Raw genomic sequence first — 24,476 nt, 5'->3', positions numbered from 1 at the left:
GCGGACTCAGCCGTGGTGACCGTGGTCGGCCGCCGCGGCGTGGTCGTGCCCGCCACCGTCGTGGCCGCCGCCGTCACCGTGGGCCGCCTCGTGCTCGTGGAACACCGGCTCCTCGTGGTGGGCCTCGGCCTGCTGGGTCTGCTCGTGCCCGCCGTTGTGCTGGTCGGTGACCCGGCCGTCGAGGTTGGCGGTGGGAACCTGGTGCTCCCCGCCGCCGCCCTGGTGCTCCTGGTGCTGCGGACCCGGCCCCTGGAACGGACCGTTGCCGCCGCCCTGGTGCTGCGGCGCGGCGCGGAAGACGTCGCCGCCCTGGTTGACGTCACCGCCACCGCCGGCACCGCCGCCGTTGTGCTGGTCGGTGATCCGGCCGTCGACGTTCACGCCGCCGCGGCCACCACCGGCGAACACGTCGCCGCCCTGGTTGATGTCGCTGCCGCCACCCTGACCGCCGTTGTGCTGGTCGGTGATCCGGCCATCGACGTTCACGCCGCCGCGGCCACCACCGGCGAACACGTCGCCGCCCTGATTGATGTCGCTGCCACCACCCTGACCGCCGTTGTGCTGGTCGGTGATCCGGCCATCGACGTTCACGCCAGCGCGGCCACCCTCACCGGCGAACACATCGCCGCCCTGGTTGATGTCGCTGCCACCACCGGCACCGCCGTTGTGCTGGTCGGTGATCCGGCCGTCGACGTTCACGCCACCGCGGCCACCACCGGCAAAGACGTCGCCGACCTGGTTGATGTCGCCGAGGTCATTGAGCCCGCCGCCGTTGTGCTGGTCGACGATCCGGCCGTCGACGTTCAGGCCACCCTGGTGCGCCGCGGCCGCGAACACGTCACCGCCCTGGTTGATGTCGCCGCCGCGGCCGATGCCAGCGTTGTGCTGGTCGGTGATCCGGTTGTCGACGTTGACACGGCCGCGACCACCGTCTGCGAACACGTCGCCGGCCTGGTTGATGTCGCTGCCGCCGCCCTGGCCGCCGTTGTGCTGGTCGACGATCCGACCGTCCACGTTCAGCGGGCCGCCACCACCACCGGCGAACACATCGCCGGCCTGGTTGATGTCACTGCCGCCACCCTGACCGCCGTTGTGCTGGTCGACGATCCGACCGTCCACGTTCACGCCGCCGCGGCCACCCTCACCGGCGAACACATCGCCAGCCTGGTTGATGTCGCTCCCGCCCCCGGCACCACCGTTGTGCTGGTCGGTGATCCGGCCATCGACGTTCACGCCGCCGCGGCCACCCTCACCGGCGAACACGTCCCCGGCCTGGTTGATGTCACTGCCGCCGCCCTGGCCACCGTTGTGCTGGTCGACGATCCGACCATCCACGTTCAGGGGGTCGCGTCCGCCACCGGCGAACACATCGCCGCCCTGATTGATGTCACTGCCGCCACCCTCGCCACCGTTGTGCTGGTCGACGATCCGACCATCCACGTTCAGCGGGTCGCCACCGCCACCGGCGAACACATCGCCGCCCTGGTTGATGTCACTGCCGCCACCCTCGCCGCCGTTGTGCTGGTCGACGATCCGGCCGTCCACGTTCACGTTGCCCTGCTCGGTCATGTTCGCTCCGTCGTTCGGGATGAGGTTTGGGGCCGCCGCCCCGCTGATGTGCTGTCTCGCCACCGGGGGTCATGCGCCGTCGCGCGCCCGGGTCCTGATCGCTTCCGCCGGGCTCCGTGAGCTCGACTCCGTCCTCGTCGGGACGGTGCCGGTCCCCAGGTGGCGACCGCTCGGGTTCGCCATACCTCGTCCCCTCGCCGTCCTCCACCGGCGCGGATGCCGATGTCGTCCCGGGGAGAAGTGTTGGGCGGGCGCACCGCCGCGTCCTGAGTAGCGGACTACTCGGCTTCGTCCCCCACGACGCCGTGCACTACTCGGAGAGGTACGTCGTTCCCCCGATGACCACGGCCGCGAGGTCGCGGCGGCCGCTGACGCCCAACTTGCTGTAGACGACGTGCAACACGTTGTCGACGGTGCGCACCGAGACGACGAGCTGCTCGGCGATGGCGCGGCTGGTCATGCCGGACGCGGCGAGCGAGGCGATCTCGTGCTCGCGTCGCGTCAGCTCGGAGGAGGAATCGAGATCGGCGATCGCCGGGGTGCGGGCGCCCTCGCATTCCTGCGCCCACTGCCGCGCGCGGAGGGCGCTGGCGTTCCCGGCACCGCGCACACCACGTGAGCGGTGGAGATTGCTCGCCTGCGCCGCGGCCTCGGCGGCAAAGAGTCGGGCCCCGAGGGCGGCGAACTGCTCGGCCACGGCGTCCAGCCCCGCGGCGTCGCCCGCGCCGTGGGCGCGGGCGTGGTCGACGAACGCGGCGGCCAGCGCACCGTCGGCGCTCCCGCCGGCCGCCTCGAGGCGGTCGGCGACCGGCACCGTCGTCCCCATGCGCACCGCGGTGTGGAGGGCGACGAGGTGGGCCTGCAGCAGGCCGTCGCGCTCGGCGTGGTCGGCCGCGGCCAGGCAGGCCCGCTCGGCCTCGCGCAGCCGGGCGCCGGCGACCGCGGTCCAGACCGGCGCCAGCCCCGACCACGACGCGTAGGCGTCGCCGCCCTCGCTCAGGACGCGTTGCAGCTGCCGCGACGCGTTCGGCACGGACTCGAGGTCGCCCGTCGTGACGGCGGCCTGGATGGTCTCCGACCACAGCACGGGGAGCAGTGGGAGCCCGTCGGGCCGCACGCCGGCCGTCGCGTCCCGCAGCCAGCGCAGCGAGGTGTGCATGGCCCCCCGCAGCCCCGCCGTCACCCCCAGCCACCCGGCGTAGAGCGCCTTGGCCGTCGCGTGCTCGTCCGCCACCGCGTGCCGGTAGCCCTCCTGGGCCAGCCGTTCGGCCTCGTCGAGCCGCCCGCTGAAGACGTACGCCTCGCAGCACCCGGTGTCGAGCTGCAGGTGGGCCCACTCGGTGGTGAGCCCGAGGGGCGCCGGGGACGCCTGGATCACCGCTCGTGCCTGCGCGGCGGCCCGCACCGTCACGTCGTAGCGGCCCGTCCGTCGCAGGGCGGCCGTGGCCACCGCGAGCGCCTGGAGACGGGTGGGGTCGACGGATCCGTCGGCGCCGCGCAGGTTCTCGACCAGGTGCAGGGTCTGCTTGGCCCCGTCGAACGGGGGGAAGAGTGCGGCCTCGAGCGCCGCGAGCTCCGGCGTGCCGTGGGCGTCGCCGGGCTCCGGCGCGAGGTCGCGCAGCACGGTCGCGGCCCGCGAGGGACGACCGAGGCCCCAGTACAGGTTCGTCACCCGCGTGACGGCCAGCTGCGTGCGACGCTCCGGTTCGTCCTCGCGGAACCACAGGCCCGCGAACAGCTCCTCGGCCTCGGCCGAGCGGCCCAGGCCGATGAGCACCTGGCCGAGCACGACCGAGGCCGCGTAGCCGCCACCCTGCTCGACGGCGGCGCGCGCGAGCCGCTCCGCGGCGCTGTAGTCGACCTTCATCGTGCTCTCCGCGGCCACCCGCAGCATCTCCGCGTCCGTCGGCAGCCCGGCCGCGAGCCGCCACGTGACCGCGCGGAGCCGGTCGCCGGAGCGCCGCACGCCCGACGCCTCGAGGCTCTCGGCGAGCTGGCGGTAGATGGTCTTCTCCCGGCGCGGCGACGTCCGCTGCCGGAGGACCTCGCCGTAGAGCGGGTGTGCCAGCCGCAGCTCCACCCGGCGGTCCTGGCGCTCGGAGACGACGAGTCCCTTCCGTTCCACGGCCGAGAGCGCGTCCGGTCCGACCACCCGCTCCGGGGTGTCGACGCCGAGGGGCTCGCCGAAGGCGAGCAGTTCGAGCACCGCCTGCTCGTCCGCCTCGAGCGACCCCATGCGGGCGTCGATGAGCTCGGTCAGCCGCGGCGAGGGCACCAGCGGCCCCTTCCAGCGCCAGACGTCGTCGTCGGCACCGAGCGCACCGCTGGCGAGGCCGCCCTCGACCAGCTCACGCAGGAAGAGCATGTTGCCGAGGCTGAGCTCCCAGAGGTGGTGCAGCGTCGCCCCGTCCACCTGGCCGCCGAGCACCTGGCGGACGAGCTCGTCGGACTGCGTCCGCGCCAGCCCGTGGATGTCGATGCGCTCGGCGAGCCCCTCCTTCCAGAGCGCGAAGACCGGGTCGGGGACCGTGACGCCGGTGCGGGCGGTCACCACGACGCTGGCGGCGCCGGTGACCGCGAGGTGGTGGATCAGTGCCGCCGAGGTCGCGTCGAGCAGGTGGGCGTCGTCGACCGCGAGGACGAGACGGCGTCCGCCGGCCCCCTCGGCGAGGTGACGGGCGATGTTGGGCAGGAGGTGGACCGTGTGTGAGCCGGGCCCCTCCCAGGTCGAGAGCAGCTGGCCCATCGCCCCGAGGGGGATGCCGGACGCGGACCGGGTCGCCATGACCCACCGGATCGCAGCGCCGGCGGCCTGGGCGTGGTCGGCGACGGCACGGGCGAGCCGGGTCTTCCCGACGCCGGGTGGCCCCACGAGAACGACGCCGGTCAGCGCGCCGTCGTCGAGCGCCTTCCGGACGGCCGCGAGCTCACGCTCGCGTCCGACGAAAGGCCACTGCCGACCCATCCCGTCCTCCAGACGCGGTCCGAACGACTGCGGAGCACACGGTGGCGCACACGCGGGGAGTTGGTCGACAGTAGTCGACTACGGAAAAGTGCTCCGCACGCAAGATTTCCGGGTCCGAGGGTCCCGCTTCGTCCCTTTCGTAACTTTTGCGTAGTTCTGGACGGGGGGTCCGAGTAGCGGCGGTGGTCGATCCGAGTAGCGGACTACTCGGGTCGTGGCGCCCGGACGCCCGAAGAATGGGCGACCAGCCTCCGGCGGCCTCGGGAGGGCCCAATGCTCCGCGCGCCCATCGTCACGCTGGCGACCGTCGTCGTCCTCGGCCTCGTGCTCATCGTCGTCGACATGGCCGTGCAACGTCCGGCCGCCGCGCCGGCCCCGGCCGCCCCCACGGTCGCGGCGCCTGCGCCGGCCCCAGCGGCGGCGGCCGCGCCGGCCCCCGCGGCGTTCCCCGCACGCGCGCACTACGTCGGCGAGGTGACCTCGGCGGGCGCCACCATCCCGATCGCGGTGACGGTGGACGGTGCGCACGCCAAGGCCTACGTCTGCGACGGGCAGGACGTGGAGGCCTGGCTGCAGGGCACCGCCGGTGCGGGCTCCCTCGACGCCTCCGGCCGCAAGGGCAACCACCTCACCGGCCACCTCGACGGCGACCGGCTCACCGGCACCGTCCACCTCGCCGGACGTCCGGACGCGCCCTTCACGGCCGATCCCACGAGCGGGGACCGGGCGGGGGTCTACCGGCAGAGCGTCGCGGGGCGGACCACCGGCTGGATCGTGCGTGGCGACGGCGGGCAGGTCGGGCTGAGCCACGACGGGAGCGGGGCCGTCGCCCCGGCGCCGCCGTTGCCGCCCGCGGGACCGCTCCCGTCCGGGGTCGCCCCCGTCGACGGCACGACCGACGTGCTCTCCGCGTCGTGAGCGCGCAGGACCGAGGAGCGAGGATGAGCAGCACGGAGCGCGGCCGCGCGGACACCCCGCCCGTCGACGACGAGCCCGACACCGGCCCGATCGGTCCGATCCCTCCCGCCGCGGCCGCGGTGCGCCGACCGGTCCCGGCACTCGCCGTGCCGGTCCTCGGCGGGGTCGGCCTCGCCGTCGTCCTCGGCGTCTACGGCCGTCTGCACGAACCGGGCACGATCGCCGTCAACGTCGCCGGGTTCTCCGGACCGGCCTACGTGAAGGCCTGGCTGACCACCCTGGCGGCCCTGCTCGCCGTCGTGCAGCTGGTGTCGGCGCTGAACATGTACGGGCGGATCGGGTCCGGGTCGCCCTCCTGGGTGTCCACCCTGCACCGCTGGTCGGGTCGGGTGGCGGTCCTGGTGACGGTGCCGGTGGTGGTCCACTGCCTCTACGCGTTCGGGTTCGGGTACGACAGCCCCCGCGTGCTCGTGCACTCACTGGCCGGGTGCCTCTTCTACGGCGCCTTCGCGACGAAGATGCTCAGCCTGCCCCGCCGCGACCTGCCGGGCTGGGCGCTGCCGGTGATCGGCGGGGTGGTGTTCTCGGCCCTGGTGGTGCTGTGGCTGACCGCCGCCCTGTGGCTGTTCACGACCAAGGGGGTGCACCTGTGACCGACACGTCCGGGCCCGCCAGGCGGACGGTGCTCCTCGCGGGGTGCGCCGGACTCGCCGTCGCCGGCACCGCGGCGTGCAGCGAGTACGCCTCCGGCGGCCCCGCGAGCACCGCGCCGCCCCCGTCCGGGCCGTCCGGCATCGCCGGTACCTCCGTCCCGGTCGGGGGCGGCGTGGTCCTGGAGGACCGGGGCGTCGTGGTCACCCAGCCCGTCGCCGGCACGTTCGCCGCCTTCGGGACGACGTGCCCGCACCAGGGCTGCTCGGTGAACGCGGTCGCCGACGGCACGATCAACTGCCCCTGTCACGGCAGCCGCTTCCACCTCGCCGACGGCAGCGTCGCCCAGGGACCGGCCACGCGGGGCCTGACACCGCGAACGGCGCAGGTCAGCGGGGGGCAGGTGACGGTGAGCTGACGGCCCCGGAGGACCGGGCCTGGCGTCGCATGACCGCGTAGGCGACGAGGCCGAGCACGACCACGACCACCACCGCGAGCGGCGCCGAGTACTGCAGCACCCAGCTGCTCGCGTCGGGGTCGTACACCGCCTGGCGCGGCCAGCCGATGTTGACCAGCAGGAACACCCCGAACACCACCGCGACGACGTTGACCGGCAGCCCCCACCGGCCCAGCGAGAAGAAGGCCGGGTCGGGCCGGTGCTCCGGCGTGCGGCGCAGCCGGTGCCAGAGCCGGGGCACCGTCACGAACAGGTACGCCAGGTACACGATCACCACCGAGATCGACGTCACCGAGGTGAACACCGACGTCTGCCCCAGGTTGATCAGCAGCACCGCGATGGACAGCACGCCGACGGCGACGCCGGACCACACCGGGGTCTTCGTGCGAGGCGAGACGTGAGCCAGGGCCCGGGAGAACGGCAGCCGCCCGTCGCGGGCCATCGAGAACATCACCCGGGTCGCCGACGCCGCGATCGCCAGCGCCGCGGAGAAGATCGACACCGCGACGATGCCGAGCACGATCCGGCCGAGCACGTCGCCGAGCTGCGAGGTGACCACCCACGCGATCCCGGTGCTCGACAGCTCCGGGGCCGCGAGGTCCGGCGCCGCCACCAGCGCGGCGAGGATGAGCAGCAGCCCACCGGCGCCCGAGATGAGCATGCACCGCACGATCGCCCGCGGCGCCGTCCGGCGCGGATCCCCGGTCTCCTCGGAGAGCTCCGCGGCCGAGTCGAACCCGTACATCACGTAGGCGGCCATGAGCATCGAGGCCAGGAACGGCCAGAGGTACGAGCCGTCGCCCTGCACGCCGTTCGTCTCGAGCACCACCTCCGGCCCGCGCTGGGCGTGGGTGAACAGCAGCACGACGACGAGCAGCACCCCCACGATCTCGATCGTCACGCCGATCCGGGTCACCACCGCCATGCGCGTCACCCCGAACGAGGCGATGACGATGCAGAGGGCGATGCAGATCGAGCCGAGGACGATGGCGTTGAGCGCGCCGGTCGGCGACGTCGGGTCCGGGTCGCCGCCGACGAGCTGGAACCCGCTCCACACCTCCGGCAGCACCGCCTGCAGCGCGATCGCGATGGCGGCGACCGAGACGATGTAGCCGATCTGCATCAGCCAGCCGGCCATCCAGCCCACCGGGTCGTTGGAGACCCGCCGGGACCACTGGTAGATCGCGCCGGCGATCGGATAGGTCGCGGCGAGCTCGGCGAACACGAGGCAGACGCAGAACTGGCCGACGAACACGATGGGCCAGGTCCAGATGTAGGCCGGGCCGCCGAAGCCGTAGCCGATGATGAACAGCTGGAAGACCGTCGTCAGGATCGAGACGAACGAGAACCCCGACGCGAACGAGGCGAAGGGGCCCAGTCCGCGGTGGAGCTGCTGGGCGTAACCCAGCCCGGTCAGATCGGTGCTGTCGCGTTCCTCGAGGGCCGTCATGCGTGTGCCTTCCTCGGGAGGTGCCCGGAGCGGACCAGGCAGCCGAGCGCGTCGACGATCACCCGGGTCGCCATGAGCGAGGTGATCTCGGCGTTGTCGTAGGGCGGGGAGCACTCGACGACCTCGATGCCGGCGAGGGGCTTGGCGTCGCAGAGCAGCTGGATGAACTTGAGGACCTCGCGGGGCAGGAACCCGCCGGGCTCGGGCCAGCCGGTGCCGGGCACGAAGGCCGCGTCGAGGCAGTCGATGTCGAAGCTGAGCCAGACGGCGTCAGCGCCGTCCCAGGCCACCTCGAGCGCCCGCTCGGCGGCCGCCTCGATGCCCATCTCGACGCAGTCGGTGACCGTCATGATCGTCGTGCCGCGGTCGCGCCCGACGGCGACGCCGGGTCGCGGCGCCTGCCAGCCGCCGATGCCGATCTGGACGAGGTTCTCGGCCGGGACGTTCGGCAGGTCCGTGGCGTGGAACCACGGCGTGGTGTGCATCCGCTCGTCGAGGTCGGTCTCCTGGGTGTCGACGTGGCGGTCGAAGTGGATGATTCCGAGCTTGCCGTCGAGGTTCTCGGCGACGCCGCGGCTGGTCGGGTAGCCGATGGAGTGGTCGCCGCCGAGGACCACCGGGAAGGCGCCACTGGCGTAGACGTGGCTGACCGCGTTGGTGATCTGGTCGAAGGTCTTCTCGATGTTCGCCGGGATGGTGAACACGTCCCCGAGGTCGCACATCGTGATCGACTCGCGCAGGTCGACGCCGAGCTCGAAGGAGTACGTGCCGTAGAGCAGGGAGATGTCGCGGATGCCCTTCGGGCCGAACCGGGTGCCCGGCCGGTAGGTGGTGCCGCCGTCGAACGGGGCGCCGAGGATCGCGACGTCGTACTCCCCGCACTGCCGGACGTCCTCGAGGAACGGCGACTTCATGAAGGTGGGGATGCCGGCGAAGTGCGGGAGCTCGCCGCGGGAGAACGTCGGGATGGTGCGGTCGACGATGGAGTCGGCGCCCGGCAGACCGAGCTCGAGGCCGCGGGCGATCTCGGCGTCGCGGGCCGTCGTCGGGAGGGTCCGCTCGATCTCGACGGCGCGGGCGGCCTCGGGGCCGTGGCGAGGGCTCTTGCGCGGCAGTCCGGCGTGGGGTGCGGGGTGATCGGGACGGAACTGCACTGGTGATCTCCCGGGGACGATCCGACTGGTCGTCTCCCGGGCTTTTGTCCCGCCGTGGAACGCGGGGGTTCCCCGCGCCTGCCCCTCTCGGTCGCGGGCCGTTCGGCTCCGCACGCGGAACCCTAGGGGCGCTCCACCTCGATGTGGGTCACCGAAGAGTGAACGTCCCGCTCATGACGACGGGTTTTCGGTGCGGTTCCGTCGTCGTTGCTCGGCGCGCCTCAGGTCCGCGTCACGACCGGGTTCCGCGGGCTGGCCGCGACCTCGCCCGGCGCGGTGTCCGGGACGAACAACCGCCAGTCGACCAGGCCCGTCGCGGCGCCGTCGCCGGGCTCGGCGAGGGACATGTACCGGTCCCACCACTGCCCGTTGTCACCGTCCAGGCAGGAGCGACGTCGTCGAGCTCGCCGGCCGCCGTGGCCGCGCCGAGGTGGCGGTTCACGCCGCCACCTCCCACGTGATCACGTCGACGACCTGGGAGAAGCGGTAGCCGTCGCCGTCGTGGCAGCCGGCCAGGTAGGCCCCGACGCCGCCCTCGGCCTCCATCCGCTCCAGGGGCACCGAGTCGTCGAAGACGCAGCGCTGCAGGAAACCCTCGACGGTGGCGCGGTCGGCGTTCCCGACGTCGTAGCGCAGCGTCGTCACGGCGGGTGCGACGCCGGCCGCCGCGAGGGCCGCGCGGACCTGCCCCGCGCTGGTGAAGGGCACGGAGCCCGGCGCGAACGTGGTGCGAAAGGCCTCGGCGAACCGCAGGTAGTGCGACGCGGACGTGGCGTGGACGATCGCGCCGAAGCCGCCCGGGCGCTGGGCCCCGACCATGCGGGCGATCCCGGCGCCGATCTCCTCGGGCGGGACGGCGTAGAGCGCGTGCGTCGCCCACGCCACGTCGAAGGCGCCGACACCCGTCGGCAGGTCCTGGATGCGGACCTCGTGCTCGGCGCGGACCGCGAACGGCGCGGCGAGCACCGACCGCGCCTCGGCGATCGAGAACGGCGAGGGGTCGAGCAGGTCGATCTCGACCCGGGTGCCCGCCACGGCCTCGGCGAGGCCCCGGCGCTGGAGCTCGGCGGGGAACTTCCCGCTGCCGCAGGCGACGTCGAGGACCCGCACGCGGCCCTCGGCAGCGTGGCCGCGCAGGTCGGCCGCCCAGTCGCGGGCGGCCACCATCTGCCGGTAGTCCTCGATCGCGAGGGCGTAGAAGGCCTCCATCCCCGCCCGGCCGTCCTCGGCCCAGTGGGCGAGGCTGCGTTGCTCGGTGGTGCCCGGTCGGGACATGGCGCGCGGACCTCCGTACCCGGCCGCTGGGGTCGGGTGTCACCGAGCGCACCGGGGTCCGGGGTGCGATCACGTCGGCCGGCGTCGGGGTGAGCCGGCTCGGACGGGACTCCTCCGGAGGCAACCACGCCTCGACGCCCCCGGCAGCGCGAGTGGGCGCCGGCCCGCGTCAGGTCGCGCCGGTCCGCCCCTCGGCGCGCGGCGCACGGTCGCCGCGCAGGCGCCGGATCACCGGCTCGACGATCCGGTCGGCCAACAGGATGAAGAACGCCCAGGGACCGACCTGCGGGGCGATCAGCACGACGACGAAGGCGACGAGGATCGTCGTCGTGGAGGCCAGCGACCCGATGACGAAGCTCTCGGGGACGCCCTCGTCAGCGTCGTCGATCACCGCGGTGCGGTGCATCAGCGTCGTCATCGCGGTCAGCGACGCGCTGCAGACGAGCAGCACGACGAGGTAGAACGACACCACGAAGCCGCGGGCGGCGGAGAACGAGGCCAACATCTCCGTCGGGAACGGCAGGATGGCGATCGTCAGCACCCACAGCAGGTTCAGCTGCACGAGGGTGCGGGTGAGCCGGTGGTCGTAGCCGAACAGCCGGTGGTGCACGGTCCAGAAGCGCGCGATCACCGCGAAGCTCAGCAGGAAGCTGCCGATCGCCGGGAGGTTCCCCCGGATCACGGCGCTCGCCGGTTCCCCGCTGTGGGCCGCCTCCGGGACGATGTCCACCAGCGGGAGCACCAGCAGCGTCAGGGCGATCGCCACGGCGGCGTCGGTGAACGCGACCATCCGCTCCGAGGGCGGCAGGTGCTCGTCCCGCCCGGCCCGGGTCACAGCAGCCCCTCGACGTGGCCGGTCTCGTTGACCGAGCGGACCCGGATCCGACCGCTGCGCGAGACGAGCACCCGGGACAGCCCGACGTGGTCGAGCGGGAAGTACAGCGGCCGGTCGAGCCCGAGGTGGCCGGTGAGGAAGGTGTTGATCACCCCGGCGTGGCAGACGACGAGGACCGACTCACGCCCGGCGTCGCGGTGGCGCTCCACGATCCGCCCGAACGCCGTCCGGACCCGGGAGGTGAACCCGTCGGCGTCGACGAAGGACGGGTAGTACCCGTCAGTGATGCGCTTCCAGTCCGGGTCGTCCGAGCCCAGCCGCTCGTGGACCGGCTGGTACGAGGAGCGCCCGGCGTCGAACTCGGCCAGCTCGGGGTCGACGACGGCGTCGAGCCCGAGGGCCCGGGCCGCGGGCGCGGCGGTCTCCTGGGCGCGGCGCATGCCGGACACCACGATCTCGACGATCTTCTCGCCGCCGCCGCCGCCGCCGCCACCACCGCCGGCGCCGGCCGCCCAGGCGCCGAGGGCGGCGGCCTGCTCGTGGCCCTGCGGGGAGAGCGCCGGGTCGGCCCCGCCGGCCTGGTCGCTGACCGCCAGGGGCTCACCGTGGCGGACGAGGAGGAGCTGCATCGTCGGGCGGGCTCAGCTCGCCGGGACGGAGTCGCCGTGCCCGGCCGCGGTGAGGCCCTCGCGCAGGCGGCGCGCGGCGTCGTCCATCCCACCCGGGTCGGGGTCGGTGGCGGCCCGCGAGAAGTCGAACGCCTCCAGCCCCCAGGCCGGGTGGACGTGGATGTGCAGGTGGGGCACCTCGAAGCCCGCGATCATGAGCGCGACCCGGGGCGGGGACCAGACGTCGCGGACGACGGTGCCGATCGTGCGGGCGACCGTCATCGCGTGCTCGAACAGGCCGGTTGGCGCGTCGATCCACTGGTCAATCTCCTCGCGGGGCACCACGAGGGTGTGACCAGGACCGAGCGGGTTGATCGACAGGAACCCCACCGCTTGGTCGTCGGACCAGACGAATCGCCCGGGGATCTCGCCGTTGATGATCTTCGTGAAGAGCGTCGCCACGGCGGGAAGCTTAACGAGCCGTCGCCGTCGGACGTGGCCGGTAGCGTTGCCGCCGTCGAGGCCCGCCCGCGGCCGATGACACGAAGGAGAGTCGATGCAGCCCTGGCCGGGGACGTCCTATCCCCTCGGTGCCACCTACGACGGCGCGGGGACCAACTTCGCACTGTTCAGTGAGGTCGCGTCCGCGGTCACCCTCTGTCTGTTCGACCCCGACGGCGAGGAGCACCGGATCCCGCTCCCCGAGCGCGACGGTTTCGTCTGGCACGGCTACCTGCCCGGGGTGGTCCCCGGCCAGCGGTACGGCTACCGCGTCGACGGTCCGCTCGCGCCCGAGCAGGGGCTGCGCAGCAATCCCCACAAGCTGCTCATCGACCCGTACGCGAAGGCGGTCGACGGTTCGCTGGGCACCACCTACGCGTGGGACGAGTCGCTGTTCGGCTACCACTTCGACGACGCCGACGAGGTCAACCACGACGACTCGGCGCAGCACGTGCCCAAGGCCGTCGTCGTCAACCCGTTCTTCGACTGGCACGACGACCGGCCGCCCCACACGCCGTACCACGAGACGGTGATCTACGAGGCCCACGTGAAGGGCCTCACCTACCTGCACCCCGAGATCCCCGAGGAGATGCGCGGCACCTACTCGGCCGTCGCGCACCCGGCGACGATCTCGCACCTCCAGCGCCTCGGGGTCACCGCGATCGAGCTGATGCCGGTCCACCAGTTCGTGCACGACGACGCCCTGGTCCAGCGGGAGCTGCGCAACTACTGGGGGTACAACACGATCGCCTTCTTCGCCCCGCACTTCGGGTACGCGAGCGTCGGCCCCACGGGCGCGCCGTCGCCGGGCGCCCAGGTGCAGGAGTTCAAGGCGATGGTGCGCGACCTGCACGCCGCCGGCATCGAGGTGATCCTCGACGTCGTCTACAACCACACCGCCGAGGGCAACCACCAGGGCCCGACGCTGTCCATGCGCGGCATCGACAATCAGGCCTACTACCGCCTGGTGGACGACCAGCCGCAGTACTACATGGACTACACCGGCACCGGGAACTCGCTCAACGTCCGCCAGCCGCACACGCTGCAGCTGATCATGGACTCGCTGCGGTACTGGGTCACCGAGATGCACGTCGACGGCTTCCGGTTCGACCTGGCGGCCACGCTCGCCCGGGAGTTCTACGACGTCGACCGGCTGTCCACGTTCTTCGACCTCGTCCAGCAGGACCCGGTGATCTCGCAGGTCAAGCTCATCGCCGAGCCGTGGGACGTCGGGCCGGGCGGCTACCAGGTGGGCAACTTCCCGCCCGGGTGGACCGAGTGGAACGGCAAGTACCGCGACACCGTGCGCGACTTCTGGCGCGGCACGCCCGGGACGCTCGGCGAGTTCGGGTCCCGCCTCACGGGATCGAGCGACCTGTACCAGGACGACGGGCGCCGGCCGTACGCGTCGATCAACTTCGTGACCGCGCACGACGGGTTCACCCTGGCCGACCTCGTCTCCTACAACGAGAAGCACAACGAGGCCAACGGCGAGGGCGGCCGCGACGGCGCCGACGACAACAACTCCTGGAACTGCGGCGTCGAGGGGCCCACCGACGACGAGGCAGTGCTGACCCTGCGGCAGCGCCAGCGGCGGAACTTCCTCGCGACGCTCTTCCTGTCCCAGGGCGTGCCGATGCTGCTCCACGGCGACGAGATGGGCCGCACGCAGTACGGGAACAACAACGGCTACTGCCAGGACTCCCGCATCTCCTGGCTGGAGTGGGCCCCGGACAAGGCCGACTCCGAGCTCATGGGCTACGCCGCCGAGGTGTCGGCGCTGCGCGCGGCCCACGCGGTGTTCCGCCGCCGGCGCTTCTTCAACGGCCGCACGATCCGCCCGATGGCGCCCAGCCAGGCCGGCACGGACGACGACTACCAGCGGGACATCGCCTGGTTCACGTCGTCCGGCGAGGAGATGGACGACGAGGACTGGGAGGGCGGCTCGGCCGCGGTCCTCACGGTGTTCCTCAACGGCGAGGGGATCGCGGAGTCCGACCAGCGCGGGCAGCGGGTGGTCGACGACTCCTTCCTGCTGATCTTCAACGCCCACCACGAGGACGTCGAGGTGACGCTGCCGGGCGCGGGCCTGCCCGACCGGTGGGGCACCGTGCTCGACACCGTCAGCGGCACCGTCGTCGTCGGGACCGCCCGGACGTCGGCGATCACGACCGTGGACGAGCTCCCCGACGACCTCGAGACCCTCGGCGGGGGCGACACGCTCACCGTCACGTCGCGCTCGATGCTCCTCCTGCAGCGCACGGACGCGGGCCGGTGAGCGCCGTCGTCCCGCCGTCCACCTACCGGCTGCAGCTCGCCCCCGACCAGGACCTGGCCGCCGCCACGGACCTGGTCGGCTACCTCTCCGACCTCGGGGCGGGCGCGCTCTACTGCTCGCCGCTGCTCCAGCCCGCGCCGGGCTCGACCCACGGCTACGACGTGGTCGACCCGACGCACGCCAACGACGAGCTCGGCGGCGAGCCGGCCCGGGTGGCGCTCGTCGCGGCGCTGCGGGAGACCGGGATGCGGGCGCTGCTGGACCTCGTGCCCAACCACATGGGCGTCGCGGTGCCGCCGGCGAACCCGTCGTGGTGGTCGCTGCTGCAGCTGGGCTCCGGGTCGCCGTACGCGTCGTGGTACGACGTGGACCTCGGCGTCCCCATCCTGGTCCCCGTCCTGGGCTCCCCCGACGACGTGTCGGCGCTGGAGCTCTCCGACGACCGGACCGAGCTGCGCTACTACGAGCACCGCTACCCGGTGGCACCCGGCACCGAGGACGGCACGCCCCAGGAGGTCCACGAGCGCCAGCACTACCGCCTGGTGCACTGGCGGCGGGGCAACGCCGAGCTGACCTACCGGCGGTTCTTCGACGTGTCCGACCTCGCCGCGGTGCGCGTGGAGGACCCGGACGTCTTCGAGGCGACCCACGCCGAGGTGCTGCGGTGGGTCGCGGCCGACCCCGACGTGGTCAGCGGGCTGCGCATCGACCACCCCGACGGGCTGACCGCCCCCGGGGCCTACCTGCAGCGGCTGCGGGCCCGGCTCTCCGAGACCGCGCTGGGCGAGAACGCGTGGCTGCTGGTCGAGAAGATCACCTCGCTGCGGGCGGACGGCACCACCGAGGCGCTGCCGGTGTCGTGGCCGGCGGACGGCACCACCGGGTACGACGCGCTGCGCGAGGTGTGCGGGGTGTTCGTCGATCCGCGGGGCGAGTCGCTGATCGACCAGGTGGCGGCCGAGCACACGGGGTCACGGGAACGGCTCTCGGTGGCCGAGCACGCCGCGAAGCGGCTGGTCACCGACGAGATCCTGGTCGCCGAGGTCCGCCGGATCGCCGCGCTGGTGCCCGGCTACGCCGACGCGCCCGAGACGATGGTCGAGGCCGTCGCCGAACTGCTGGGCGCGTTCCCGGTGTACCGCTCCTACCTGCCCGAGGGGCGGGCCGACCTGGAGCTCGCCGTCGACACCGCGTGCGGGTCGCGCCCCGACCTCGCCGACGCCGTCCGTCGGATCCGCACCGCCATGCTGGCCGATCCCGGTCGCGAGCTGACCCTGCGGTTCGAGCAGACCAGCGGGATGGTCACCGCCAAGGGCGTCGAGGACACCACGTTCTACCGGTGGAACCGGTTCGTGGCACTCAACGAGGTCGGCGGCGCGCCGGACCGGTTCGGCGTGACGCCCGCGGAGTTCCACGCGGCGAACGCCCACCGCGACGCGGCCTCCCCAGCCGCGATGACCACGCTCTCCACCCACGACACCAAGCGCTCGGAGGACGTCCGGGCCCGCCTCGCGGTGCTCTCGGAGCTCACCGCCGAGTGGGGCGCGTTCCTGCGCAAGCTCTCGGCGCGGCATCCGCTGCCGAAGGCCGGCCTGACGTCGCCCTCGCTCGAGCTGCTCGCCTGGCAGTCGTTGGTCGGCGCGTGGCCGATCTCGGCGGAGCGCTTCGGCGGATACCTGACGAAGGCCTCGAAGGAGGCCAAGCTCGTCACGGCGCACGTCGACGCGGTGCCCGAGGTGGACGAGGCGATCGCCGCGTGGCCCGAGGCCGTGCTCGCCTCCGAGGAGTCGGTGGCCGACATCGAAGCCTTCGTCCGGCTCGTCGACCGTTTCGGCCGCTCGAACGGGCTCGGGCAGAAGCTCCTGCAGCTCGCCGGGCCGGGCGTGCCGGACGTCTACCAGGGCACCGAGCTGTTCGAGTTCTCGCTCGTCGACCCGGACAACCGCCGCCCGGTCGACTTCGCCCGCCGTCGGGAGCTCCTGGCGCGGCTCGACGGCGGCTGGATGCCCGCCCCGATCTCCGCGACCGACGACCCCGGGTCCGACGACGTGGTCGCCACCAAGCTCATCGTGACGGCGGCCGCCCTGCGGCTGCGTCGCTTCCGTCCCGAGCTCTTCTGGGGCTACACCCCGGTCCCCGCCTCCGGCCCGTCCGCCGGGCACGCGCTGGCGTTCGCCCGGGGTGGTCCGGCCGGACGGGAGCGGCTGGTGGCCGTCGCCACCCGGCTCCCGGCGGGCCTCGAGGCCGACGGCGGGTGGCGCGACACCGTCCTCCCGCTGCCCGGCGGGGCCGACGACTGGACCGACATGGTCACCGGGACGCCCGTCCCGGGCTCGGCCCCGAAGGTCGCGGAGCTGCTCGCGCGCTACCCGGTCGCCCTGCTGGTCCGCCCGGCCTGAGCCGCCCCGAGCGCAGGCGCCCGCGACGAGGCCTCTCACCGGGCCGTCGACCGGTCAGCGGCGAGTCGAGCGCGGCGCGAGCGGGACGACCCCGCGCCGCGTGCGGCCCTCGACGGGCGGGAGCACCTCGGTCTCAGCGTCGACAGCCTCGTCCGCGGCCGGCGCGTCCTCGCCCGAGGGACGGTGCCGCCCACCCCGACTCCCGTCCGCGGCCGGAGCCGGCCCGGCCGGGCCTACCGGCGCAGGACCGGCCGGTGCCCGCCGACCCGGCCGCGGCCGCGGCGACGGACCCGATCGGGACGCCGTGCCCGCAACGGCCTCCCCACCCCCGCCCACCCCGGGCCTCGTCAGGAGCTCCGTCGCCGCCTCGGGATCGGCAGCAGCACCGGCACCCTCAGCACGATCCGCCGGGCCCTGCCCCGGGATCGGCAGCTCCCCGGTCACCTGTTTGATGGCCTCCTCGGTGACCTTCCCGCGCTCCGCGACGGGCACCCCCACCCGGCGACGGTCCCGACGCCGGTACACCAGCGCCACCGCGATGGCCACCATCGAGAGCAGGGGCACCGCGAGGGTCCACCAGGTGGTGCCGCGGAAGGACGCGTTGAGCACCGCGTGCACCACCGAGACCGGCCAGCACAGGTACGACGTCCAGTGCACCCAGAACCACACCCGCCGCGAGAGCCGCGACCGCAGCAGCGAGGTGACGACGATGGCGATGACCAGGTCGGTCGCGACGGTCCCGAACGCGGCCGCGACCGGGTTGAAGGGCGCGATCCCCGGCACGAAGACGTCGACGATCCGCAGGTGCACGTAGTCGGTGACGATCACCGTGACCACGTGCAGCGCGATGAAGACGACGCTGATCAGCGACAGGTTGCGGTGCAGGGCGACCAGCACGAACCGCGGCAGCCCGAGCTCGGCGTTCTTGACGACCGAGGTGTTGTGCAGGATCCCCAGGACGATGACGAGGCTGAGGAGCAGCAGCGCCATCGCCCCGAGGGCACGGGAGACGAACCAGAGCTGGAGCACGGCGTCAGCGGGAGTACTGGTACTCGACGGGGGTCACGCGGGGCACGTCGGGCGCGGTGGCGGTCGCGGAGATCCCGGCCTCCAGCCCGACGGTCAGCGCTGCCGCGACAGCGGTGATCCACGCGGTGGTCTCGACGATGAGCCGCTTGTTCGTCTCGTGCTGGGCCCGCTTCTGACGCGCCCGCGTCGACGGTGGGCGCGTCCCACGGCCGTCTGCCACCCCGTCACCTCCCCGGACTCGTCGTCCCAGGATGACGGATGAAGCCGGTGTGACCTCGCCAGGGGGCCGTGCCCGGCGCCGGTGATCCGAGGACGGACCACCGGCGTGAGCCGATCAGCCGAGCAGGGTGCGGTCGGCGGGCGAGAGCCGGTCCGAGGCCGTCTTCTGCTGGTGCCAGTAGGGGTAGAGCAGCGGCGGCGCGGAGACCTCGTCGAGCCGGGCGACCTCGTCGTCGGAGAGCGTCAGCTCCGCGGCGGCCAGGTTGTCGGTCAGCTGGTCCTCGTTGCGGGCGCCGACGACGAGCGAGGTCACCCCCGGCTTGGCGAGCAGCCAGGCCAGCGACACCTGCGCCGCCGAGACCCCGTGGGCCTCGCCGATCTCCACGGCCGCCTCGACGATGTCGTAGAGCTTCTCCCGGTCACGGACCGGCGGCTCGTCCCACTCGGTGAGGTGCCGCGAGGTCTCCGGGGCGTCCTTCCCGCGGCGGAACTTGCCCGAGAGCAGGCCACCGGCCAGCGGCGACCAGACGAGCACCCCGAGCCCCTGGTCGATCGTGGCCGGGATCAGCTCGTACTCGGCCTCCCGGGCCTGCAGCGTGTAGTGGATCTGCTGGGAGACGAAGCGCTGCATCCCGGTCTGCGCCGACACGCCGAGCGCCTTCATCAGGTGCCAGGCCGAGTAGTTCGAGCAGCCGATGTAGCGGATCTTGCCCTTGCGCACGAGGGTGTCGAGGGCCTCGAGGGTCTCCTCGAGCGGGGTGACCCCGTCCCAGGCGTGCACCTGGTAGAGGTCGATGTGGTCGACCCCGAGGCGGCGCAGCGAGTCCTCGCACCCCCGCACGATGTGCTCGCGGGACAGGCCCGCGTCGTTGGGGCCGTCGCCCATGGGCATGCGCACCTTGGTGGCGAGCAGGACGTCGTCGCGGCGGCCCTTCACGGCCTCGCCGACGATCTGCTCGGACGTGCCCTGCGAGTAGACGTCGGCGGTGTCGATCAGGTTGACCCCGCGCTCGAGGCAGACGTCGATCAGCCGGCGGGCCTCGTCGATGTCGGTGTTGCCGACGTTGGCGAAGCCCCCCTCGCCGCCGAAGGTCATCGTGCCCATGGTCATCGTCGAGACCTGCAGTCCCGACCGTCCGAGCTGGCGGTACTCCATGCCCTCCGAGTGCCCGCTCGGGGGCCGACCCGAACGGGGCCTGCTCAGGACCCGCTCGCCGTCCGCGCCGGGGCGCTCAAGCCGGACAGGGCCAGCACCCGGGCGGCCGCGCCGCTCTCGGGCAGCACCAGCTCCGCGCCGTGCTCCGCGGCCTCGAGCAGCAGACCCACCCCGGCGCTGGCGAGGTAGCCCACCCCGGTCACGTCGAGCGTCCACCGCCCGTCGCGCTCGGCGGGCGCGAGGCGCCGCCGCGCCTCGTGCGCCCCGGCCAGGTCGAGGTCCCCCGAGATCCGCACCAGGTGGCCGCCGGCCACCGCCTGGGTGTCCACGTGCACCGGCCGCTCCGCCGAGTCCTGCGCGCCGACGACGGCGCCGTCCGCGGCCTCGTGGCGTCCGGGCGCGACGGTGAAGGTCACCGCGGTGCCCTCGGGCCCGCCCTCGACGACGACGTCGGTCGCGAGGGCGCGGATGAGGACCAGACCCCGGCCGCGGTGGCCGGGGTCGGCGGGGGCATCCCGCCAGGCGCCCTGGTCGCGCACCCACACCCCGACCCCGCCGTCCGCCCGGACCGTGAGCCGCACGTCGACCCCGGCGCCCTGGGGCGGGACGGCGCCGTAGGCGTGCTCGACGGCGTTGGTGGCGGCCTCGCCGAGGGCGAGCTGCAGGTCGTCGAGGACCTCGGCGCGCAGCCCCGCCTGGTCCGCCCATCCCGCGACGGCCCGGCGCAGCGGCCCGAGGCGGGCCGGGTCGGCGGCCAGGTGGACCTCGAGCGGCGGCGGCGCCAGCCGGAGGACGACGACCGCGACGTCGTCGAGGGCACCGGCGGGGACCAGGCCGCCGAGCAGCGCCGAGGCCATCGCCTCGGGCGTCCGGTCCTCGCACGCCACGGCGACCTCGACGAGCCGGTCGAGGCCCTCGTCGAGGGACTCCCCGCGGCGCTCCACGAGGCCGTCGGTATAGAGCACCACCGAGGTCCCCGGGGCGATCGTGGTGGTGCCCTCGGTGCGGGGCCGCTTGCGGGCGTGGGCGAGCCCGAGGAGCGGTCCGTGCCCGGCGGGGTCGGTGAGCAGGTGGGGGCGCCCGCCGTCGGCCGGGGCGAGCAGCGCGGGCAGGTGGCCCGCGCGCGACCAGCGGACGTCCCCGGTCACGGTGTCCACCAGCAGGCACACCGCGGTCGAGGCCCGGGCGCCGGGGACGCGGGCGACGAGGCCGTCGAGCAGGTCGAGCGCCGCGGCCGGTCCGTGCCCGGCGAGCAGGTACCCCGACAGCGCGGTCCGCAGCTGGCCCATGACGGCGGCCGCGGCGGTCCCCTGGCCGACGACGTCACCGACGACGACGGCGACGTGGGTGTCGTCGACCTCGACGACGTCGTACCAGTCGCCGCCGGCCGAGGTGCCGACCGCGCCGGGCTGGTAGCGCACCGCGATCGGCAGCCGCGGGACCTCCGGGAGCCCCTGGGGCAGCAGCGACCGCTGCAGCGTCTGCGCGATCTGGTGCTCGGCGCGGTAGAGCCGGGCGCGGTCCAGCGCCACCCCGCACGGCTCCGCGAGCGCCTGCAGCGTGGTGCGCTCGCCGTCGTCGAGCCGGCCGCGACCGGCGAACCCGACCTCCAGCGCCCCGACCACGCGACCCGCGGCGATCAGGGGCAGCGAGACCGCCTTGGTGAGTCCCCGCGCCCGCAGCAGCGCCACGAGCGACTGGTCCTGCTCGTCGGGGCCCTCGCCGGGCTCGGGCTCGTGGACCCACACCGCGCGCTCGTCCTGGACCGCGCGGGTCAGGATCGAGTCGATGTCGACGGCGACCACGTCCGCGGTGGACCGGGCGTCGCGCTCGGCGGGGCGGCGCACGAGCACCGAGAGCCGCCGGGTGGCCGCGTCGTACTCGTACACGCCGCAGCGCAGCTCGGGGCCCAGCAGCTGCTCGACGTGCGTCGCGGCGATGCGGGCCACCTCGAGCGGGGTCGCGGCGGCCGAGAACGCCGCCGTCGCGCGGTGCACGAGGACCAGGCGCTCCGCGGCGGTGCGCTCCTCGGTGCGCAGCAGGGCGTTCTCCAGCGCGGGCAGCACCCGGGCGACAACCTCGTCGGCGAGGGTGCGCTCGTCGGCCGACCACGGCTCGGAGGAGGGGTCCCGGTCGAGCTCGAGGACCGCGACCGTCCGACCTCGAACGACCAAGGGTCGCCGGAGCCGGTGGGTGCCGTCGAGCGGGCTCGCGCCGGCGGCCGGGTCGATCGCGCGGACGCGGTCGCCGAGCTTGGCCCGGTCCAGGACCCGCACGAGCTCGTCCAGGCGCTCGGGGACGGTGTCGGCGGCCTCCATCGCCTCGCCGATCTCGGCGAGCAGGGTGGCGCGGTCGGCGTCGCGCAGCCGGGCGTGCACGTCCACGCAGCTGCCGATCCAGCCGGTCGCAGGCTCGGCCCCGTCGAGGGTGCCCCCCGCGGGCACCGGCACGGCCTGCTCGACGACGCGGTGGTAGGTGCCGTCGGCGTGGCGCAGCCGGTAGTCGACCTCCCACCCCTGGCTCGTGACCCGCCCGCGCTCGGCGGTCTCGCGGTAGGCGGCGCGGTCGTCGGGGTGCAGGCCCTCGAGCCAGCCGTGGCCGAGCTCGGTGGCCGGGTCGAGCCCGGTGAAGCGTGACCAGCCGGCGTTGAGGAACAGCCGCGCCCCGTCGGCGCCCGCCACCCAGATCATCACCGGCGCGAGGTCGGCGACCGCGGAGAACCGCGCCTCCGCCTCACGGCGGGCCCGGCCGAGCTGGAGGTGGGCGGCGACCCGGGCCTGGAGCTCGGCGGCGGAGAACGGCTTGACCAGGTAGTCGTCGGCCTGGGCGGCGAGGCCCTCGACGGCGGCCTCCTCCCCCGCCCGGGCGGAGAGCAGCAGCACCGGGATGCGGGCGGTGCGCGGGTCGGCCCGCAGGGCGACCAGCAGGTCGAGCCCGCTGCGGCCGGGCATGACGACGTCGGTGACCACCATGTCCGGCGGGTCGGCGAGCGCGGACGCGAGGGCGGCGTCGCCGTCGGCCACCGGGGTCACGGTGCACCGCGGCGCGAGCAGCCGGGTCACGTAGGCGCGCATGTCGGCGTTGTCGTCCGCGACGAGCACCCGCCCGACGGTCTCGCCGTCCGCGGCCGGGGCGGGCGGCGCGGCCGCAGGGTCGACCACGTCGTCGGGGATCCAGCGCGACGCCTCGTCCATGAGCGCCCGGGCCCGCCCGCCGACCTCGCCGGAGCCCACGCCGTCGGGCTCGACGGCCGCCACGGGCAGGGTGACGGTGAACGTGGTGCCGACGCCGAGCTCGCTCGCCACGTCGATCTCGCCGCCGTGACGGGTCGCGATCTCGTGGACCAGGGCGAGCCCGATGCCGCTGCCCTCCGCTGAGCGCGCCCAGCCGCCCTCGACGCGGTGGAAGCGGTCGAAGAGCCGCGGCAGCTCGGCGGCCGGGATCCCGACGCCGGTGTCGGACACGGTGAGCACGGCCCGGTCCTCGTCGCGGCGCAGGCGCACCTCGACCCGACCCGTGCGGGTGTACTTGAGCGCGTTGGTGACGAGGTTGAGCACCACCCGTTCCCAGCCGTCCTGGCCCACCGCGACGGGCATGGTCCCGGGGACGACGTCGACGACGTACTCCAGGCCCGCCCGCTCCATGGCCGAGGCCACCATCCCGGCGATCTCCCCGGTCAGCTGCCCGACGTCGACCACCTCGCGGTGCCGGTCGCCCTCGCCCGCCTGCAGGCGGGAGACCTCCAGGAGGTCGTCGACGACCCGGGCAAGCCGGCGGGTGTTGCGGGCGACGACGGCGAGCTCGGAGCGCCAGCGCTCCGGGTCCACCACGGGGTCGGCGAGCAGGTCGTCGACCGGGCCGGCGACCAGCGTCAGCGGGGTGCGCAGCTCGTGGCTGGCGTCGGCGAAGAAGCGCCGCCGCGTGCGGTCGAGGTCGGCGAGCGCCTCGGCGCGTTCCCGGTCGGCCTCGGCGGCGCGGGCGTCGAGCACCCCGGAGGTGACCTGGCCGGCGACGAGCTCGACGAAGTCCCGGTAGCGCTCGTCGTAGGCCAGGTGGCGCGACAGCCCGACCACCAGCACCCCGATCGGCCCGCCGTCCTGGCCCGAGGTGGTCGCGGGGGTGAGCGGGACGACGGCGACGCGGTCGCAGTCCGGCGGGACGCCCGCCACGGCGTCGGCGAGGGGCAGCACGCCGTCCCGGGTGCCGACGCCGGCCGAGGGCCAGGAGCGCGTGGGGACCCCGAGCTCGACGACCGCGGGGGCGGCGGGCCCGTCCGCGTCGACCCCCACCGCGGCGACGAGGCGGGCCCGGCGGGACGCCACGGCCGGGTCGAGCAGGTACAGCAGGCCGAAGGGCAGGTCCCGGCGGGCGCCGCCGAGCACCTCGCGGGACGCGGCGGTGACCTCGTCGATCGACCGCGCCGAGGTCATGGCGCTCGCGAGGTCGCGCAGGAAGGCCATCCGGCGCTCGGCGAGCACCCGCTCGGTCGTCTCGGCCACGACGCACAGCAGGCCCTGCACGCCCCGGTCCCCGTCGTAGAGCGGGCTGTAGGAGAACGTGTGGTAGGTCTCCTCGGGCCACCCGTTGCGCTCGAGGTAGAGCAGCAGGTCCTCGTCCCAGGTGGCCTCGCCGTCCTCGAGGACGGTGCGGATCTGCGGGGTCAGGTCCTCCCGGATCTCGGCCCACACCTCGTCGAAGGGGCGGCCCAGCGCCCACGGGTGCTTGCGGCGCAGCGTCGCGGCGCGGTAGGCCTCGTTGTAGAACATCGTCAGATCGGGGCCCCACGCCATCCACATGGAGAAGCGCGAGGTGAGCAGGACGCGCACCACGTCTCGCAGCGCCGACGGCCAGCCGGAGGGCGGACCGAGCGGTGTCGCGGCCCAGTCGACCGCCGCCATGTCCCGGGCGACGCCCGCCTGGCCCGCGAACAGCGGGTCCATGCTCGCCGGGGTCGGCGCATCACCCGTCTGCGACATCGGCTTCCATTCGGCTGGTTCCACGCGCGGGTAGCG

The 24,476-nt window shown here is 74.0% G+C and carries 18 protein-coding genes and 1 riboswitch; of the genes, 5 read left to right on the top strand and 13 right to left on the bottom strand.

Annotation, left to right across the window (positions count from 1 at the left end; all coding sequences use genetic code 11):
• Positions 1–6: 6 nt before the first annotated feature.
• Positions 7–1,569, bottom strand: a complete 1,563-nt coding sequence (locus tag VGH76_RS09940; protein WP_331556500.1) for a hypothetical protein — start codon at positions 1,567–1,569, stop codon at positions 7–9.
• Positions 1,570–1,879: 310 nt separating this feature from the next.
• The gene (locus VGH76_RS09935; RefSeq protein ID WP_331556499.1) at positions 1,880–4,534 is read right to left on the bottom strand and encodes an AAA family ATPase; all 2,655 of its coding nucleotides are present in this window, start codon (positions 4,532–4,534) and stop codon (positions 1,880–1,882) included.
• Between the two features lie 273 nt (positions 4,535–4,807).
• Here VGH76_RS09935 and VGH76_RS09930 point away from each other — a divergent pair, with 273 nt between their 5' ends.
• Genes VGH76_RS09930 through VGH76_RS09920 form a run of 3 tightly spaced genes read left to right on the top strand, consistent with a single transcriptional unit; the run spans position 4,808 to position 6,521 of the window.
• Positions 4,808–5,452: a hypothetical protein gene (locus tag VGH76_RS09930; RefSeq protein WP_331556497.1), complete on the top strand. Its 645-nt coding sequence runs from the start codon at positions 4,808–4,810 to the stop codon at positions 5,450–5,452.
• 23 nt (positions 5,453–5,475) lie between these two features.
• Positions 5,476–6,105, top strand: coding sequence for a DUF6529 family protein (locus VGH76_RS09925; RefSeq protein WP_331556496.1), 630 nt, complete (start codon positions 5,476–5,478; stop codon positions 6,103–6,105).
• Complete coding sequence (locus tag VGH76_RS09920; protein ID WP_331556495.1) at positions 6,102–6,521, top strand: Rieske (2Fe-2S) protein; 420 nt, start codon at positions 6,102–6,104, stop codon at positions 6,519–6,521. Before VGH76_RS09925 ends, VGH76_RS09920 begins: the two co-directional genes overlap by 4 nt.
• Here VGH76_RS09920 and VGH76_RS09915 read toward each other — a convergent pair.
• From VGH76_RS09915 to VGH76_RS09885, 7 genes are all read right to left on the bottom strand, one after another.
• A complete protein-coding gene (locus VGH76_RS09915; protein ID WP_331556494.1) occupies positions 6,493–8,010 on the bottom strand; it encodes an amino acid permease in 1,518 nt (505 codons plus the stop codon). The two genes, VGH76_RS09920 and VGH76_RS09915, sit on opposite strands and share 29 nt — an antisense overlap.
• A complete protein-coding gene (locus VGH76_RS09910) occupies positions 8,007–9,164 on the bottom strand; it encodes an agmatinase family protein (RefSeq protein ID WP_331556493.1) in 1,158 nt (385 codons plus the stop codon). The genes VGH76_RS09915 and VGH76_RS09910 overlap by 4 nt, the downstream gene beginning before the upstream one ends.
• A gap of 31 nt (positions 9,165–9,195) precedes the next feature.
• A riboswitch (guanidine-I (ykkC/yxkD leader) is annotated at positions 9,196–9,301 on the bottom strand.
• 84 nt (positions 9,302–9,385) lie between these two features.
• On the bottom strand, positions 9,386–9,511 hold the full coding sequence (locus VGH76_RS09905) for a hypothetical protein (protein ID WP_331556492.1): 126 nt from the start codon (positions 9,509–9,511) through the stop codon (positions 9,386–9,388).
• A gap of 91 nt (positions 9,512–9,602) precedes the next feature.
• Complete coding sequence (locus VGH76_RS09900; protein ID WP_331556491.1) at positions 9,603–10,439, bottom strand: class I SAM-dependent methyltransferase; 837 nt, start codon at positions 10,437–10,439, stop codon at positions 9,603–9,605.
• 169 nt (positions 10,440–10,608) lie between these two features.
• Entirely contained in the window at positions 10,609–11,274 is a 666-nt protein-coding gene (locus VGH76_RS09895; protein ID WP_331556490.1) for a TMEM175 family protein, read from the bottom strand.
• Positions 11,271–11,903 carry a histidine phosphatase family protein gene (locus VGH76_RS09890; RefSeq protein WP_331556489.1) on the bottom strand — a complete coding sequence of 211 codons (633 nt, stop codon included), beginning with the start codon at positions 11,901–11,903 and terminating at the stop codon, positions 11,271–11,273. Before VGH76_RS09890 ends, VGH76_RS09895 begins: the two co-directional genes overlap by 4 nt.
• Before the next feature lie 12 nt (positions 11,904–11,915).
• Entirely contained in the window at positions 11,916–12,344 is a 429-nt protein-coding gene (locus VGH76_RS09885; protein ID WP_331556488.1) for an HIT family protein, read from the bottom strand.
• A 94-nt stretch (positions 12,345–12,438) separates the two neighbouring features.
• Here VGH76_RS09885 and glgX point away from each other — a divergent pair, with 94 nt between their 5' ends.
• Both glgX and treY read left to right on the top strand, forming a co-directional pair.
• Positions 12,439–14,661: a glycogen debranching protein GlgX gene (gene glgX / locus VGH76_RS09880; protein ID WP_331556487.1), complete on the top strand. Its 2,223-nt coding sequence runs from the start codon at positions 12,439–12,441 to the stop codon at positions 14,659–14,661.
• A complete protein-coding gene (gene treY, locus VGH76_RS09875) occupies positions 14,658–17,060 on the top strand; it encodes a malto-oligosyltrehalose synthase (RefSeq protein WP_331556486.1) in 2,403 nt (800 codons plus the stop codon). Before glgX ends, treY begins: the two co-directional genes overlap by 4 nt.
• 54 nt (positions 17,061–17,114) lie before the next feature.
• Here the strand turns inward: treY and VGH76_RS09870 are convergent, their stop codons facing one another.
• From VGH76_RS09870 to VGH76_RS09855, 4 genes are all read right to left on the bottom strand, one after another.
• On the bottom strand, positions 17,115–18,089 hold the full coding sequence (locus VGH76_RS09870) for a ferric reductase-like transmembrane domain-containing protein (protein ID WP_331556485.1): 975 nt from the start codon (positions 18,087–18,089) through the stop codon (positions 17,115–17,117).
• A 4-nt stretch (positions 18,090–18,093) separates the two neighbouring features.
• Positions 18,094–18,309 (bottom strand): hypothetical protein, encoded by a 216-nt coding sequence (locus VGH76_RS09865; protein ID WP_331556483.1) that lies wholly within the window; start codon positions 18,307–18,309, stop codon positions 18,094–18,096.
• A 114-nt stretch (positions 18,310–18,423) separates the two neighbouring features.
• On the bottom strand, positions 18,424–19,464 hold the full coding sequence (locus VGH76_RS09860; protein WP_331556482.1) for an aldo/keto reductase: 1,041 nt from the start codon (positions 19,462–19,464) through the stop codon (positions 18,424–18,426).
• 44 nt (positions 19,465–19,508) lie between these two features.
• Positions 19,509–24,440, bottom strand: coding sequence for a SpoIIE family protein phosphatase (locus tag VGH76_RS09855; RefSeq protein ID WP_331556481.1), 4,932 nt, complete (start codon positions 24,438–24,440; stop codon positions 19,509–19,511).
• Positions 24,441–24,476 lie beyond the last annotated feature (36 nt).

It is taken from the genome of Actinomycetospora sp. (genome assembly GCF_036497585.1).
Lineage (GTDB): Bacteria > Actinomycetota > Actinomycetes > Mycobacteriales > Pseudonocardiaceae > Actinomycetospora.
The sequence above is the reverse complement of the archived record's forward strand: the minus strand, read 5'-3'. Positions and strand labels throughout refer to the sequence as shown.

Coding starts and splice junctions, on each gene's coding strand:
- VGH76_RS09940 (WP_331556500.1), bottom strand. CDS start 1,569: ATGACCGAGCAGGGCAACGTGAACGTGGACGGCCGGATCGTCGACCAG.
- VGH76_RS09935 (WP_331556499.1), bottom strand. CDS start 4,534: ATGGGTCGGCAGTGGCCTTTCGTCGGACGCGAGCGTGAGCTCGCGGCC.
- VGH76_RS09930 (WP_331556497.1), top strand. CDS start 4,808: ATGCTCCGCGCGCCCATCGTCACGCTGGCGACCGTCGTCGTCCTCGGC.
- VGH76_RS09925 (WP_331556496.1), top strand. CDS start 5,476: ATGAGCAGCACGGAGCGCGGCCGCGCGGACACCCCGCCCGTCGACGAC.
- VGH76_RS09915 (WP_331556494.1), bottom strand. CDS start 8,010: ATGACGGCCCTCGAGGAACGCGACAGCACCGATCTGACCGGGCTGGGT.
- VGH76_RS09905 (WP_331556492.1), bottom strand. CDS start 9,511: ATGTCCCTCGCCGAGCCCGGCGACGGCGCCGCGACGGGCCTGGTCGAC.
- VGH76_RS09900 (WP_331556491.1), bottom strand. CDS start 10,439: ATGTCCCGACCGGGCACCACCGAGCAACGCAGCCTCGCCCACTGGGCC.
- VGH76_RS09890 (WP_331556489.1), bottom strand. CDS start 11,903: ATGCAGCTCCTCCTCGTCCGCCACGGTGAGCCCCTGGCGGTCAGCGAC.
- glgX (WP_331556487.1), top strand. CDS start 12,439: ATGCAGCCCTGGCCGGGGACGTCCTATCCCCTCGGTGCCACCTACGAC.
- VGH76_RS09860 (WP_331556482.1), bottom strand. CDS start 19,464: ATGGAGTACCGCCAGCTCGGACGGTCGGGACTGCAGGTCTCGACGATG.
- VGH76_RS09855 (WP_331556481.1), bottom strand. CDS start 24,440: ATGTCGCAGACGGGTGATGCGCCGACCCCGGCGAGCATGGACCCGCTG.